This is a genomic window from Streptomyces sp. V2I9 (assembly GCF_030817475.1).
Taxonomy (GTDB): Bacteria; Actinomycetota; Actinomycetes; order Streptomycetales; family Streptomycetaceae; genus Streptomyces.
The window spans coordinates 1,668,510-1,681,815 of sequence record NZ_JAUSZJ010000002.1 but is presented as its reverse complement, the minus strand read 5'-3'; the positions used below and the strand labels follow the sequence as shown (position 1 = coordinate 1,681,815).

The following is a 13,306-nucleotide window of genomic DNA, read 5'->3' as shown; positions in this document are numbered from 1 at the left end:
GCCGGGCGCGCACCGGTGTCGCGGTGGAGCGGGTCCCGTCCCGTCCCGTGCGGGCTCAGGACCGGAGGAACTGCGGACCTTGGGGAGGCAGCACGAAATGAGGGTCGGGCGCGTGCGCGGCGGCTGCCGCCGGCTGCGGATAGCCGTACGCGGGCGGCTCGGCGGACTGCGGATAGCCGTACGCCGGTTGGTGGGCCCCTCCGGCCGCGGCCGGGCGCGGATAGCCGTACGAGGGCTGCTGATGCTGGACCGTGGCCTGCGCGTCGGGGCCCGCACCGGCCGGTGTGGGGACGTGCGGGGGCACGGCCGGAGGCGGCGGCACGGCGGCCGGGAGCTGCCCCGCACCCGCCGGTGCGTCCGGGTCCTGCCCCCCGTCCGCCGCTTCCGAGTCGTCCACCGAGATGCCGAAGGCGGTGGCCAGGCCGATCAGGCCGGTGGGATACCCCTGACCGACGGCGCGGAACTTCCAGCCCTCGCCGCGGCGGTAGAGCTCTCCGCAGATGATCGCCGTCTCTTCCCCGGTCTCCGGCCTGACGTCGAACACCGCCAGCGGCTCGCCCTCGGCGAACGCGGCGTCGAACAGCAGAATCCGCAGGTCCGGCACCTGCTCGAAGGCCGCCCCGTCGGAGGAGGCCGCGATGACCACCTGGTCCACCGACGTGTCGAGCGCCCCGAGGTCCGCCTCGACCGTGTCCGTCAGCCCTTCCGGGACACTGCGCTTCGGCAGCCGCCGGACCAGGCCGGAGGGGTGCCGGGGCTGGTTGTAGAAGACGAAGTCCTCGTCGGAGCGCACACGGCCCGACGCACCGAGGAGCAGGGCGGAGGCGTCCACGTCGGGAACCCCGGCGCCCGGGGTCCAGCGCAGTACGGCCCGAACGGCCGTGGCATCGACGGGGACGTTCGAGCCCTTCAGCATCGTGTGCGTCATGACCGTCATCCTGCCTGCTGGGAGCCCGTGCGGACAACGCGGGGGGCAGCACGAATGTACCCGGCGGCGGCGCGGGCAGGGCGCGACGATACCGCGGCGGATGGCCGGACAAGAGGCGGGTAACCGGAAATTCATGTACATGGGGAACTGTTGACACCCGTCCATACGTACTATTACCGGCCATGTGTTGTTCGGTCGGTCAGGCAGTTCGGGGGAAAAGAATGCGTCACTTCGGGCATATATCGCCCACTGCCCGCGAGGGCCTGTTCCACCGGGAGCCCCGCGTCTTCACCGCCGACTCCCCGGCCCGCATGCTCTCCGTCGCCCTGGGGGCCACGCTCTACTCCCCGGCCACCCGCCCGACACTCGCCGACGATGTGCTCAAGCAGGCCGCGCGCGGTGTCGTCTCCATGGTGCTGTGCCTGGAGGACTCGATCGACGACGCCGAGGTGACCGAGGCCGAAGCCAACCTGATCAGGCAGTTCGCCGACCTCGCCGCCCGCGGGGCGGCAGCGGCGCCCGAGAGCGGAACGGTGGAGTCCGGCGAGCGGGGCCCCGACGCGGCCACCGGAGCGGCCGACGCCGGCGTACCGCTCCTCTTCATCCGCGTACGGGAACCGGGTCAGATCACCGACCTCGTGCGACGCCTCGGCGACTCGGTCCGCATGTTGTCCGGTTTCGTACTTCCCAAATTCACCGAGGAGCGGGGTCGCCACTTCCTGGAGGCGCTCGCCGAGGCCGAGGCGGCGTGCGGACGACGCCTCTTCGCCATGCCGGTCCTCGAATCCCCCGAGCTGCTCCACCTGGAGACGCGCGGCGAAATCCTCCGGGGCATCGCCCGCAGCGTCGACAAATACCGGGACCGGGTACTCGCCCTGAGGCTCGGCGTGACCGACTTCTGCTCCGCCTACGGCCTGCGCCGGGCCCCCGACATGACGGCGTACGACGTCCACATCGTCGCCTCCGTGATCGCCGACGTGGTCAACGTGCTCGGCCGGGCGGACGGCTCCGGCTTCACGATCACCGGACCGGTCTGGGAGTACTTCCGCCGCCAGGAGCGCATGTTCAAGCCCCAGCTGCGCCGCAGCCCCTTCCTGGAGGGCCGGGCCGAGGAGCTGCGCACGGCGCTGATCGAGCACGACCTCGACGGGCTGCTGAGGGAGATCGAGCTCGACCGCGCCAACGGGCTGCTCGGCAAGACCTGCATCCACCCGTCGCACGTGGCGCCGGTCCACGCGCTGTCCGTGGTCAGTCACGAGGAGTACACCGACGCCCGGGACATCCTGAGCCCCGAGCGCGGGGGCGGCGGGGTGCTGCGCTCGGCCTACACGAACAAGATGAACGAGGTGAAGCCCCACCGGGCCTGGGCCGAGCGCACACTGCTGCGCGCCGAGGCGTTCGGGGTGGCGAGGGAAGACGTCGGCTTCGTGGACCTGCTGGCCGCCGGGCTGACGACATGAGCGCGCGTCGATGAGCGAGCGCGCGACAGGAGAAGAGGCCGTGGACGTGGTGTGGTCGGGCGACTGGGTGGCCGAGCGGCTGGGTATCGCCCTCGAAGGCGACGGAGAGCTCAGGGACCTGCTGGGGCTGGCCCTGCGCCGGAACCCCAAGCGGGCGCATCTGCTGGTCTCCAACGTGCTGGGCAAGCACGTTCCGCAGCGGCCCTCGATCGTCCACGGGGCCGGGTACGAGCTCGGTGAGCGGGTCCGGGCGCTGCTCGGTCCCCACAAGGCGCGCCGCGCGGTGGTCCTCGGGTACGCGGAAACGGCCACCGGTCTCGGCCACGCCGTGGCGGACGGCCTGCGGGACGCCCCGTACCTGCACTCCACCCGGCGCCCGGTGGCGGGCGTCGAGCAGGCGGGCGGCTTCGAGGAGTCCCACTCGCACGCCACCTCGCACCTGCTCCTGCCGGAGGACCGCGACCTGCTGGCAGGCGGATCCGGGGCGGACGCGTCCGGCGTCCCCGACGTGTCGGGCGTCCCGGACCTCCCGGACACGTCCACGCTGGTCCTGGTGGACGACGAGTTCTCCACCGGCAACACCGTCCTGAACACCATCCGCGCGCTGCACGCCCTGCACCCGCGCGAGCGGTACGTCATCGTCGCTCTGGTGGACATGCGCTCGGCCGGCGACCGCGACCGGCTGACCGCCTTCGCCACCGAGATCGGCGCCCGCGTCGACCTGGTGACCCGCGGCACCGGGACGGTGACCCTGCCGGACGGCGTACTGGAACGGGGCCAGGCCCTGGTCGCGGAGCAGGAGGCCCGGAATCCCGTCTCCGCGCCGCCCTCCGTGCCGGCTCCCGCCCCCGTCACGCGCGTCGAACTCCACTGGCCGGCGGGTGTACCCGACGGCGGGCGTCACGGCTTCACCCCGGCCCACCGGGCAGCCCTGGAAGCGGCGCTCCCGGCCATGGCGGACCGGATCGCGGCCGCCCTGGACGCCGGAACGCCGGGCGCCGCTCCGGACTCCGGCGCGCCGGGCCGGGGCCGGACCCCTCGCCGGGTCCTCGTCCTCGGCTTCGAGGAGCTGATGTACGCCCCGCTCCGGCTCGGCACCGCCCTCGAAGAGGCCCTGGGGGCCGACGCCGAAGTGCGCTACTCCACCACCACCCGCTCGCCCGTCCTGGCCGTCGACGACCCCGGCTACGCGATACGCACCCGGCTCGTCTTCCCCGCCCACGACGACCCGGCGGACGGCCCCGGCGACCGGTACGCGTACAACGTGGCGGGGGCCGGGTTCGACGCGGTGGTCGCCGTCGTCGACTCCACCGCCGACACCCCCGAACTGCACGCCCCCGACGGGCTGCTGGCCCGGCTCGCCGAACACACCGGCCAGGTCCTTCTCGCGATGGTGCCCTCGTACGTCCCTGGCCCCGCCCCCGTTCCCCGTACCGAACCCGCCCCCCGTCAGGAGCCCGCCGTGCTGCCCGAGCCCCTCCGAGGCCCCGACTTCTCCAGTTACGCGCCCGACGAGGTCGGCTGGCTGCTCCAGGACCTCTCGGACACCGAGCTGGAGGCGCCGACCGAGGAGCGCGAGGAGGCCATCCAGAGCGGCGGCGCGCACTACGCGGAGTCGCTGCCCGTCGAGTACCAGCCGAGCCCCGCGTACCAGGCGCTGTTCACCGCGGCCCTGGAGACCTCCGCCGCCCGGATCGCCCGCGCGGTCGGCACCGTCACCGAGACGGTCCTGGCCGAACGCGGCCCCCGCCCCGTCCTCGTCTCGCTCGCCCGCGCCGGGACCCCGGTCGGGGTGCTGATGCGCCGCTGGGCCCAGCACCGGCACGGCCTGGACCTGCCGCACTACGCCATCTCCATCGTCCGGGGCCGGGGCATCGACGCCACCGCCCTGCGCTGGCTGGCCGCCCACCACGACCCGGCCGACGTGGTGTTCGTCGACGGATGGACGGGGAAGGGCGCGATCACCCGCGAACTGGCGGAGGCCATCGACGCGTTCGAGGCATCGGGCGGCCCGGCCGGATTCGACCCGGCGATCGCGGTGCTCGCCGACCCCGGCGGCTGTGTGCGGACGTACGGCACCCGCGAGGACTTCCTCATCCCCTCGGCCTGCCTCAACTCCACCGTCTCCGGCCTCATCTCCCGTACGGTGCTCCGCGCCGATCTGGTCGGGCCGAACGACTTCCACGGCGGGAAGTTCTACCGGGAACTGGCCGCGTCCGACGTGTCCGGCCACTTCCTCGACACGGTCGCCGCGCGGTTCGACGACGTGGCGGCCGAGGTCGACGACGCGACGAAGGAACTGCTCGCCGCCGACCGCGCCCCGACCTGGGAGGGCTGGGCAGCCGTCGAGCGGATCAGTGAGGAGTACGGCATCCACGACGTCAACCTGGTCAAGCCGGGCGTCGGCGAGACCACCCGTGTGCTGCTCCGGCCGCGTTCCCTGGAAGATCCTCGCCCGGCGCGGCGCGGGCGCCGACCTCGAACACATCCGGCTGCTGGCCGAACAGCGCGGCGTCCCGGTCGAGGAGGTCGGCGATCTCCCGTACAGCTGTGTCGGCCTGATCCACCCCCGCTTCACGCGCGGCGCGACGGGCGCGGACGGCAAGGCGGTGGCGGGCGGGAGCCCGGTGGCCGCCGACGGCGAGGCGGTGGAGGGCGCATGAACACGGACACGACCGCACCGGCCACGCCGGACGCCGCGGGGGCGCCGACGACCCTGGTGGCGAGCGACCTCGACCGTACGCTGATCTACTCGGCGGCCTCGCTCGACCTGCCCATGCCGGACGCGGAGGCCCCCCGGCTCCTGTGCGTCGAGGTGTACGGCCACAAACCCCTCTCGTACCTGACGGAGACGGCGGCCGCGCTGCTCACCGAGGTGGCCACCTCCACCGTCTTCGTGCCGACCACCACCCGCACCCGCGAGCAGTACGGACGCATCCACCTTCCGGGCCCCGTCCCCCGGTACGCGATCTGCGCCAACGGCGGTCACATCCTGGTCGACGGCGTCTCCGACCCCGACTGGCAGCGGCAGGTGGCGGGCCGGATCGCGGCCGAGTGCGCGCCGCTGACCGAGATCCGCGCCCATCTCGCCACGACCGCCGACCCGGCCTGGCTCCTCAAGGAGCGGGTCGCCGAGGACCTCTTCGCCTACCTCGTCGTCGAACGCTCCCTCCTGCCCGAGGAGTGGGTGAAGGAGCTGGCCGCCTGGGCCCGGCCGCGCGGCTGGACGGTCTCCCTCCAGGGCCGCAAGATCTACGCCGTCCCCGCGCCGCTCACCAAGAGCGCCGCGATGCACGAGGTCGCCCGCCGCACCGGTGCGACACGCACGCTCGCCGCCGGGGACTCCCTCCTCGACGCCGACCTGCTGCTCGCCGCCGATCTCGCCTGGCGTCCCGGACACGGCGAACTGGCCGACGAGGGCTGGCGGGCCCCGCACGTGGTGGCGCTGGAGGAGCGCGGCGGCCTGGCGGGGGAGGAGATCCTGCGCCGGTTCCTGGCGGCTTCCGCTGCGTGAGCGCGCGCGACGTAGGGAAGGCTGGGCGCATGACCAAGGGCAACGACACCACGATCACCGCCGAGCTGTACGCGTACATGCTGGCCCACAACCCGCCGCTGGACCCGGTCCAGCGGGAGCTGGTGGAGACCACGTACGCACGGTTCCCCGACCACGCGGGCATGCAGTCGGCCCAGGAGCAGGCCCCGCTGCTCGCCTTCCTGGTCCGGCTGGTCGGCGCACGGCACGTGGTGGAAGTCGGCACGTTCACCGGGTTCAGCGCCCTGGCGATGGCTCAGGCGCTGCCCGCCGACGGCACGCTGATCGCCTGCGACATCTCGGAGGAGTGGACGGCGTACGGCCGGGACGCCTGGGAGAGGGCGGGTGTCGCGGACCGGATCGACCTGCGGATCGCCCCGGCCCTCGACACCCTGCGCGCGCTGCCCGCCGAGCCGCACATCGACTTCGCCTACCTGGACGCGGACAAGGGCGGCTACATCGCGTACTGGGAGGAGCTGGTGCCCCGGATGCGGCAGGGCGGGGTCATCGCCACGGACAACGTGCTCTTCCACGGCGGGGTCACGGACCCGGAGGCGACGGGCCCGGCCGCGGCGATCCAGGAATTCAACGAGCACGTGAAAGCGGACACGCGGATGGACAGCGTCATGCTGACGGTCTCGGACGGCCTGACGCTGTCCCGCAAGAGGTGACGAGCCCCCGCAGGGGGTGACCCCCGAGGTCAGCCGCAGCAACCGCCTCCGCAGCACCCGCCTCCGCCACCACCCGCACCACCGCCGGAGGGGGCGGGGGCGGACCCGGCCGCACCGCCCACGGCGACGGCGGAGAGCAGCTTGACGGTGTCGTCGTGGCCCGCGGGGCAGGAGGCCGGGTCCGAGGACCGGGCCATGGGACGGCTGACTTCGAACGTGTCTCCGCAGGTGCGGCACCGGAATTCGTAACGAGGCATGGGCACAGGCTAGAGCCATCGCTCCCCGGTGACCACGCCCCCTCTGCCCAGGGTCTGTCCGGCGGATCATGTGACCTCCTCGCTCCCGGCTCGGCTCGGCTCGTCGACGGGTTCATGGGGCGGAGAGACGTGACGAACATCGAGGGGGCCCGGCTGAAGCTGCGTCTGCCGAAGTCCGGCGAGCGGGGTGGCCGTTGGGCGAGCCATCGCAGGATCATCAACGGACTCCTGTACCGGCAGCGCACGGGAGTGCCCTGGCGTGATCCGCCTGCGCGTTTCGGGCCCTGGAGGACCGCATATGAGCGGCACAGACGCTGGTCGGCGGACGGTACATGGGACAGGATCTTCGCGGGATCCGGCTCTGGCTCTGCTGATCTGCCCGGCTTAACCCGGTGGGGCAGTCAGACGCTTCCGCGCCTTTCGACGACGAGGATGCGCGCCTGCGGCGCCGGGTGGGCAACGTGGGCGTCTCCTGGTTCGACACAGCACACCCGGCCCGGCGTCAGGCGCTCGACCTGCTCGATGCCGTCCACGCGATAGTGCATGTCCACTGCCCCGTCCAGGACGACGAACACTTCGGGACCGTCGTTGACGTGCCACCTGTACGGCTGGTCGGCCCAGTGCAGCCGCACCGTCGCGTCGTCCACGGCGACCAGATCGAGGGCACCCCAGGTGCGTTCGGCGGTGAATGAGGCGGCATCGATGAAACGCATCAGAGGTCTCCCTGGTCACGACCCTGAGTGGGGCTCGGGGGCATTCGGCGGTCCATCCATCGTGCGAGAGGCGCGCAGACACCGCGATAGGCAGAAATGACGCGGGCCGTAAGATTTCTGCCATGCACCACGTCGTCGCCCTGGCCCTTCCCGGAGTTGTCGCTTTCGACCTCGCCATTCCCGTGCAGGTCTTCGGGGCCCCGGGGGCCCCCGGCCTCTACCGGTTCAGCCTGTGTGCCACCGAAGCCGGACCGGTGACCACGTCCACCGGCTTCGACCTCATTGCTCCCCGCGGACTCGATGCCCTGGCCGAGGCCGACACGATCATCGTGCCCGGCTACGAACCGCACGACCCGCCCGTACCACCTGTGGCCGAAGCCCTGCAGGCCGCCGCTGCCCGCGGCGCCCGCCTTGTCTCGGTGTGCACAGGCGCCTTCGCGCTGGCGGCTTCCGGCCTCCTCGACGGACGCCGCGCAACCACTCACTGGCTGGACGCCCCCGACCTCAGCCGCCGCTATCCTGCGGTCGAGGTCGACCCCGCGCCCTTGTACATCGACGCCACACCGGTCCTGACCAGTGCCGGATTCTCCGCAGGCATTGACCTGTGCCTCCACCTGGTCCGCGAGGACCTGGGCGCGGACGAGGCAGCCGAACTCGCCCGCCGACTCGTGGTGCCTGCCCACCGCGAAGGCAACCAGGCGCAGTACATCTCCCGGCCCCTGCCCGTCGACAGCACCGGCATGGCAAACGTGTGTGCCTGGGCCCTCCAGCACCTCGACCATCCGTTGACAGTGGCCGACCTGGCCCGCCGCGCCTCGCTATCTCCCCGCAGCTTCGCCCGCCGCTTCACCGCGGAAACCGGCACCACACCCCTGCGCTGGCTCAACTCGCAGCGCCTCCAACAGGCACGACGCCTCCTGGAAACCACCGATCTCAGCGTCGACGAGGTCGCCCACCAGGCCGGCCTGGGAACCGCGACGAACCTCCGCAACCACCTGGCCCGCGAAGCCCAGACAACCCCTACCACCTATCGGCGCACCTTCCAGCGCACCAAGAACAGCCGTCCCAGACATGATCCGCCGGACAGGCCCTAGCGAGGTCACGTGCGCGGACGGACCGGCCCGAGCCGGCTCATGCTTTCGCGCCGGGCCGGGCTCGGGCGCCCGGGCCGGACATAACCTCGGGCACCAGCGCCGGGCCGGGGCTCGGGGGCTCGGGCCGGGCACGGACTCGGGCACCCGCGCCGGGCATGGCGCCGGACCGGGGGCCAGGAGCTCGTGCCGGGCGGAGCGCCGGGCCGGGGTCCAGGCGCTCGTGCAGGGGCTCAGGCGCCCCCGCCGCGCTCCTCGCGGATGTCGGAGACGACGCGGGCGGCGGTCTGCCGCACAGCCTCGGTCTCGGTCAGGAAGTGCCAGTAGTCGGGGTGCCGCCCTTCGAGCCCGGCGACGGCCCGCTCCAGCCGGGCGACGGAATCGTCGAGCGGCCGGGCGTGCCGGGGGTCGGGCGTGTGCCGGCCGGCCATGGCGAGACGCTGGGCGTCCCGCACCGCGAACCGGGTCCGCTCGATCTCCTGCTGCGGGTCCTTCGCCACGGCGTTCAGCTGCTGCAACCGGTCCCCGGCGGCGGACACCGCCTCGTCCGTCGCGTTGAGCAGGGCGCGGACCGTGGACAGCCGGGACGTGGCGTCCGCCCACCGCTGCTCCTCGCGTGCCGTCGCCGCCTCCGCGAGCTTGTCCTCCGCCTGCCGTACGTTCACCGCGGCCTGCTCCGGGACCGGCTGGAGGTCCTGCCAGCAGGCGGCCGAGAAACGCCGCCGCAACTCGCTGAGCACCGGCTCCACCGAGCCGGCCCGCGTCGTCAGCGCCTGGGCCCGGGTCCGCAGCGACACCAGCCGCCGGTCGATCTCGGCGGCCCGCTCGGGCAGCCGCTCCGCCTCGGCGCGCACGGCCTCCGCATCGCGCAGCACCACGTCGGCCCGCCGCAGAGTCTCCGGGACGCCGTGCTGTCCCGCGCCCTGGTTCAGTTTGGTCAGTTCGGGGGCGAGCGCGGCGAGCCGCGCCGCCAGATCGTCCGCCCGCAGGCCCTCGGCCCGTACCGCGTCGAGGGCGTTGCTCGCCCCGAGGAGCGCCTGCCGGGCCCGCTCCACGGCGGGGGCCAGCCGGGCGAGCTGGGTCTCCGCGCTGCCCAGCAGCGGCCCGAGCCCCTGGGCGAAACGGTCCAGCTCGCCCTTGACCCGCACGAGGTCGCCCTTGGCCCGGTTCAGCTCGGTGCGGGCCTTGGCGGCGACGGCGGGTTCCAGGTCGTCCCGGTCCAGGTCGTGGCTGTCGACGGCCGTGATGTAGGCGTGGCTGACCTCGTCGATGCGCCGGCCGAGCGCGTCGAAGTCCTCGGCGGCCTTACGGCCGCGAGGCGAACTGTCCACGGCGTTGATGGTCTCGATGGAGATCTTGAGATCGCGCTGGGCCGTGTCCAGCTCGTAGAACGCCTCGGCGGCCGCATCCCTCGCGGCCTGCGCCTCGGCCCGCCGGCTCTCCCCGCGCCCGCCGAACCACCGGCGCGTACCGCCACCGGTGAAGGCGGCGGGCAACGCCGCGACCAGGAGGGGCAGGGGCAGCAACACCGACATCAGCACGTCCCGGCCGCCCCCGACGCCCGCCCTCGCACCCGCTCCTGTCCTCGGCCGCGCGTTGGTCGCCGTCACATCCCTCTCCCGTGCCGCTTCGCCCTGCCCGGTACATTGTCCCACCAGGTAAGGACGAACACACGGGTCGGTCAGTTCGCGCTTCGCACCGTGATCCGGCCGTTGTCGCTGCGCGCCTTCACCACATGGGTGCTGTCGTCGCCCCGCGGCACATCGATCGAGACGTCCCCGTTGTCGGCGGAGGCGTCCACCGCGTACGTCCGCTCGCCCGGCGGCAGATCGATGGTGATACCCCCGTTGTCGCTCACCGTGTCCACGAGCTCGGGCACGGAGGTGAAGCCGAGCCGGATCTCCCCGTTGTCGGCACGGGCCGTCACGGAGGGACCGGTTATCCGCTCGGCGCGGATCTCGCCGTTGTCGCTTTTCAGCTTGAGGGTGCCGCTCACGTCCCGGACGTTGATCTTCCCGTTGTCGGACGAGAGATCCAGGGCGCTGTCGAAGCCGGCGGCGGTGACCGTGCCGTTGTCGGTGGCGGTGGTCACCGCGACACCGCGGGGCACCTTCACCCGGTGCCGGGAGTCGCAGTTGTTGACGAAGCCGTCGCACTTCACGCGGAGTGTGAGGGTGTCGCCCTCCATCTTCCAGACGGCGTCGGGCCCGCTGCCGAGCATCACCCACCCGTCGAACTGCCGCTCCACCTCGACCTGCTTCACATCGGCCGCCACGAGGTCCACGACGCCGTTCTCGGCGTCGATGGTCAGCGTCTTCCCTTCCAGAGCGAACGACTTGCGCTCGACCGGGGCCCCGTCCACGTCCGTGCTCCCGCATCCGGTGAGAGCCAGCGCCAGCAACGCCACCCCGCCCCCGAGAGCGAGGACCCGCCCGACGCCCCCGAGGCGCGCCCCGGAAGGCATGCGGGTCGGTGCGCTCGTCAAGATGTCCACGGTGATCGGTCCCCCAGTTGCGTAGTGCCGGACAGCGCCACCGGACGTTCCTGCCGGTGCCCCACAACCGTATGCACCACCGGCCCCCGCCGGGATCCGGCCCGCTACCGTCTCGGGGTGGGGTTAACCCCCCTCCCCGGAGGCCCGCTTCCCCGCGCCCACCGCAGGCCCCACCTGGAACGGTTTATGAGCAGCGGCCCCGGTCCATGTACGCTGTTGCCTCATCCACGGGTGCGTAGCTCAGGGGTAGAGCGCTGCTCTTACAAAGCAGATGTCGGCGGTTCGAAACCGTCCGCGCCCACCGGTACGAGGGCCCCCGGCCGATCATGGTCGGGGGCCCTCGTCGTTCCTTCGCCGAGCGTCTCCCCTGCCCTCCCTGTCGTGTGGTCCGCAGCCAGGCGACAATCCGGTGGACCGAAGAACGACACGGCGCATGGGGGAACTTCATGGGGCAGACGCTGGCGGAGATCCTGGAGGAGGCCGCCTGTGGGCGGTTTCCCGAGGCCGATGGGCGGACGACCGTGGTCGGGGCGCCGAACGGGCGGGACACCGGGGTCATCGCCTTCACCGCGCACTCCGTCGTGTTCACCGACGAGGACCCCGAGTGGGTCCTCGCGCTGCTGGCCGACGCGGAGTGCGATGCGCTGGCCGCGACCATGCATCCGCGTTTCCTGACCGCGTTCCTCGACCGCACCGGGCGGGTCACCGACACCATCGACCTCCTGACCGTGGCCACCTCGCTGCCCGGAGCGCCGGAACTGGAGTTGCGGGAGGTCACCGACCCGGTGCACCCACGGGTGCTGAGTGCCCGCCGGCGTCGGGACGGGGTCAGGGTGTGGGAGGCCGATGGCGCGGTGCTGGTGCTCGGGCGCGGGGTGGCGGGGCGTTGGGAGGTGGCCGTCGAGGTGGACGAGGACGCCCGGCACCGGGGGCTCGGCCGGGCGCTGGCCACCGCCGCACGGCACCTGGTACCGCCGGGCGAGCCGCTCTGGTCGCAGCAGGCCGCCGGTAACGCGCGCAGCATCCGGGCGTTCCAGGCCGCCGGGTTCCGGCCGGTCGGGTCGGAGGCGCTGCTCCTTCCCGGCCGTCCGGCGTGACGACTCCCACGCGAGGCGGGGGCGTTCCGGCTCCCCCGCACGGCTGCAACGGCCTGCGGCTACTCTGCTCGCCATGATCGAACCAGCCGCACACGTGTCGGACACCGAGGTGGCGGCTGCCGCCGTGCTGGCCGGGGCGGAGGTCGTGCGCGCCCGGTACCGGCAACGCCACTCCCGCATCGACAAGGGGGGCGGGGACTTCGCCACCGACGTCGATGTGGCGGCCGAGGAGGCGGTTCTCGACGTCATCCGCGCCGCCCGGCCCGGCGACGCCGTGCACGGCGAGGAGGGCGGCCGGCGCGGCGCGGTCGGGGTGGCGCGGGAGTGGCTGGTGGACCCGCTCTGCGGGACGCTCAACTATGCCGTCGGCTCGCCCCTGGTGGCCGTCAACGTGGCGCTGCGCGGCGGTCCGGCCGCCGTGGCCGACCCGTTCGGCGGTGATGTCTTCCTCACCGACGGAGAGGCGGCGTGGGTCCGGACCGGTGCGGGGTACGAGGCGCCCGCGACGCCGGCCGGCGATTCCCGGCTGGTGGACGTGAACCTCGATCCGCCGTTCCCGAGCGCGCCCGGCTTCCGGGCGGTCGATCTGCTCGCCCATCCCCGGTTCGTCGGCCACTTCCGCCCGCGCGTCGTCTCCACCTCGCTCGCGCTGGCCTGGGTCGCGGCCGGCCGGCGGGCCGCCTACGTCACCGACGGCGGCGACCTCGGCGCGAGCGTGCACTTCGCCGCCGGGATCGCCCTGTGCCGGGCCGCCGGCTGCGTCGTCACCGGGGTCGACGGTGCTCCGGTCGGGGCAGGTGGGCGGGGAATCGTCGCGGCAGCGGACGCCGGGACCCACCGGTTGCTCATGTCGATGATCGGGGGCGGCGGGGGGCGCCGCTGAGGCGGCCCCCGATTCCGTGCGCGTACGTCGCCCGCCCCCGTTCCCGGCCGGCCGCAGGTGCCCGCTCCCGTGTGCCCGCTCCTGTGGGAGCGCGGTCGGGCGTGGCCGTTCCCGCGCGCGTACGTCGCCGGTCCGACTCGTCGTTCGGCGCTGCCGGGTCGGGCCCCCTCCTCGTGTGCG

At 73.1% G+C, this 13,306-nt stretch carries 11 protein-coding genes, 1 tRNA gene and 2 pseudogenes; 9 read left to right on the top strand and 5 right to left on the bottom strand.

The window, feature by feature from the left end:
- Positions 1–55 precede the first annotated feature (55 nt).
- A complete protein-coding gene (locus tag QFZ71_RS07510; RefSeq protein WP_307667477.1) occupies positions 56–937 on the bottom strand; it encodes a TerD family protein in 882 nt (293 codons plus the stop codon).
- Between the two features lie 212 nt (positions 938–1,149).
- On the opposite strand from QFZ71_RS07510, the gene QFZ71_RS07505 reads away from it, so the two are divergent.
- From QFZ71_RS07505 to QFZ71_RS07490, 4 genes and pseudogenes are all read left to right on the top strand, one after another.
- Positions 1,150–2,388, top strand: a complete 1,239-nt coding sequence (locus tag QFZ71_RS07505) for an HpcH/HpaI aldolase/citrate lyase family protein (RefSeq protein WP_307667476.1) — start codon at positions 1,150–1,152, stop codon at positions 2,386–2,388.
- Positions 2,389–2,398: 10 nt separating this feature from the next.
- A pseudogene (locus QFZ71_RS07500) lies at positions 2,399–5,051 on the top strand (phosphoribosyltransferase).
- A complete protein-coding gene (locus tag QFZ71_RS07495; RefSeq protein ID WP_307667475.1) occupies positions 5,048–5,902 on the top strand; it encodes an HAD family hydrolase in 855 nt (284 codons plus the stop codon). The pseudogene QFZ71_RS07500 and the gene QFZ71_RS07495 overlap by 4 nt, the downstream one beginning before the upstream one ends.
- A gap of 29 nt (positions 5,903–5,931) precedes the next feature.
- A complete protein-coding gene (locus QFZ71_RS07490) occupies positions 5,932–6,591 on the top strand; it encodes an O-methyltransferase (protein WP_307667474.1) in 660 nt (219 codons plus the stop codon).
- Between the two features lie 29 nt (positions 6,592–6,620).
- Here QFZ71_RS07490 and QFZ71_RS07485 read toward each other — a convergent pair whose 3' ends face one another.
- Complete coding sequence (locus QFZ71_RS07485; RefSeq protein ID WP_307667473.1) at positions 6,621–6,848, bottom strand: zinc ribbon domain-containing protein; 228 nt, start codon at positions 6,846–6,848, stop codon at positions 6,621–6,623.
- A 114-nt stretch (positions 6,849–6,962) separates the two neighbouring features.
- Here QFZ71_RS07485 and QFZ71_RS07480 point away from each other — a divergent pair.
- Positions 6,963–7,244 (top strand): annotated as a pseudogene (locus QFZ71_RS07480) (transposase); the annotation flags it as partial.
- Between the two features lie 5 nt (positions 7,245–7,249).
- On the opposite strand, the gene QFZ71_RS07475 reads toward QFZ71_RS07480, so the two are convergent.
- Positions 7,250–7,561 carry a hypothetical protein gene (locus QFZ71_RS07475; RefSeq protein ID WP_307671636.1) on the bottom strand — a complete coding sequence of 104 codons (312 nt, stop codon included), beginning with the start codon at positions 7,559–7,561 and terminating at the stop codon, positions 7,250–7,252.
- A 122-nt stretch (positions 7,562–7,683) separates the two neighbouring features.
- Between QFZ71_RS07475 and QFZ71_RS07470 the strand changes: the two genes are divergently transcribed.
- Positions 7,684–8,655 (top strand): GlxA family transcriptional regulator, encoded by a 972-nt coding sequence (locus QFZ71_RS07470; protein WP_307667472.1) that lies wholly within the window; start codon positions 7,684–7,686, stop codon positions 8,653–8,655.
- A 230-nt stretch (positions 8,656–8,885) separates the two neighbouring features.
- Here QFZ71_RS07470 and QFZ71_RS07465 read toward each other — a convergent pair whose 3' ends face one another.
- Both QFZ71_RS07465 and QFZ71_RS07460 read right to left on the bottom strand, forming a co-directional pair.
- Entirely contained in the window at positions 8,886–10,262 is a 1,377-nt protein-coding gene (locus QFZ71_RS07465) for a hypothetical protein (RefSeq protein WP_307667471.1), read from the bottom strand.
- 71 nt (positions 10,263–10,333) lie between these two features.
- Complete coding sequence (locus QFZ71_RS07460) at positions 10,334–11,146, bottom strand: DUF4097 family beta strand repeat-containing protein (RefSeq protein ID WP_373465087.1); 813 nt, start codon at positions 11,144–11,146, stop codon at positions 10,334–10,336.
- Positions 11,147–11,375: 229 nt separating this feature from the next.
- Here QFZ71_RS07460 and QFZ71_RS07455 point away from each other — a divergent pair.
- The 3 genes from QFZ71_RS07455 to QFZ71_RS07445 all read left to right on the top strand — a co-directional run bounded on the left by QFZ71_RS07455 (position 11,376) and on the right by QFZ71_RS07445 (position 13,126).
- Positions 11,376–11,447: transfer RNA gene (locus QFZ71_RS07455), tRNA-Val, on the top strand.
- A gap of 145 nt (positions 11,448–11,592) precedes the next feature.
- Entirely contained in the window at positions 11,593–12,243 is a 651-nt protein-coding gene (locus QFZ71_RS07450) for a GNAT family N-acetyltransferase (protein WP_307667470.1), read from the top strand.
- Between the two features lie 73 nt (positions 12,244–12,316).
- Entirely contained in the window at positions 12,317–13,126 is an 810-nt protein-coding gene (locus QFZ71_RS07445; RefSeq protein ID WP_307667469.1) for an inositol monophosphatase family protein, read from the top strand.
- Positions 13,127–13,306 lie beyond the last annotated feature (180 nt).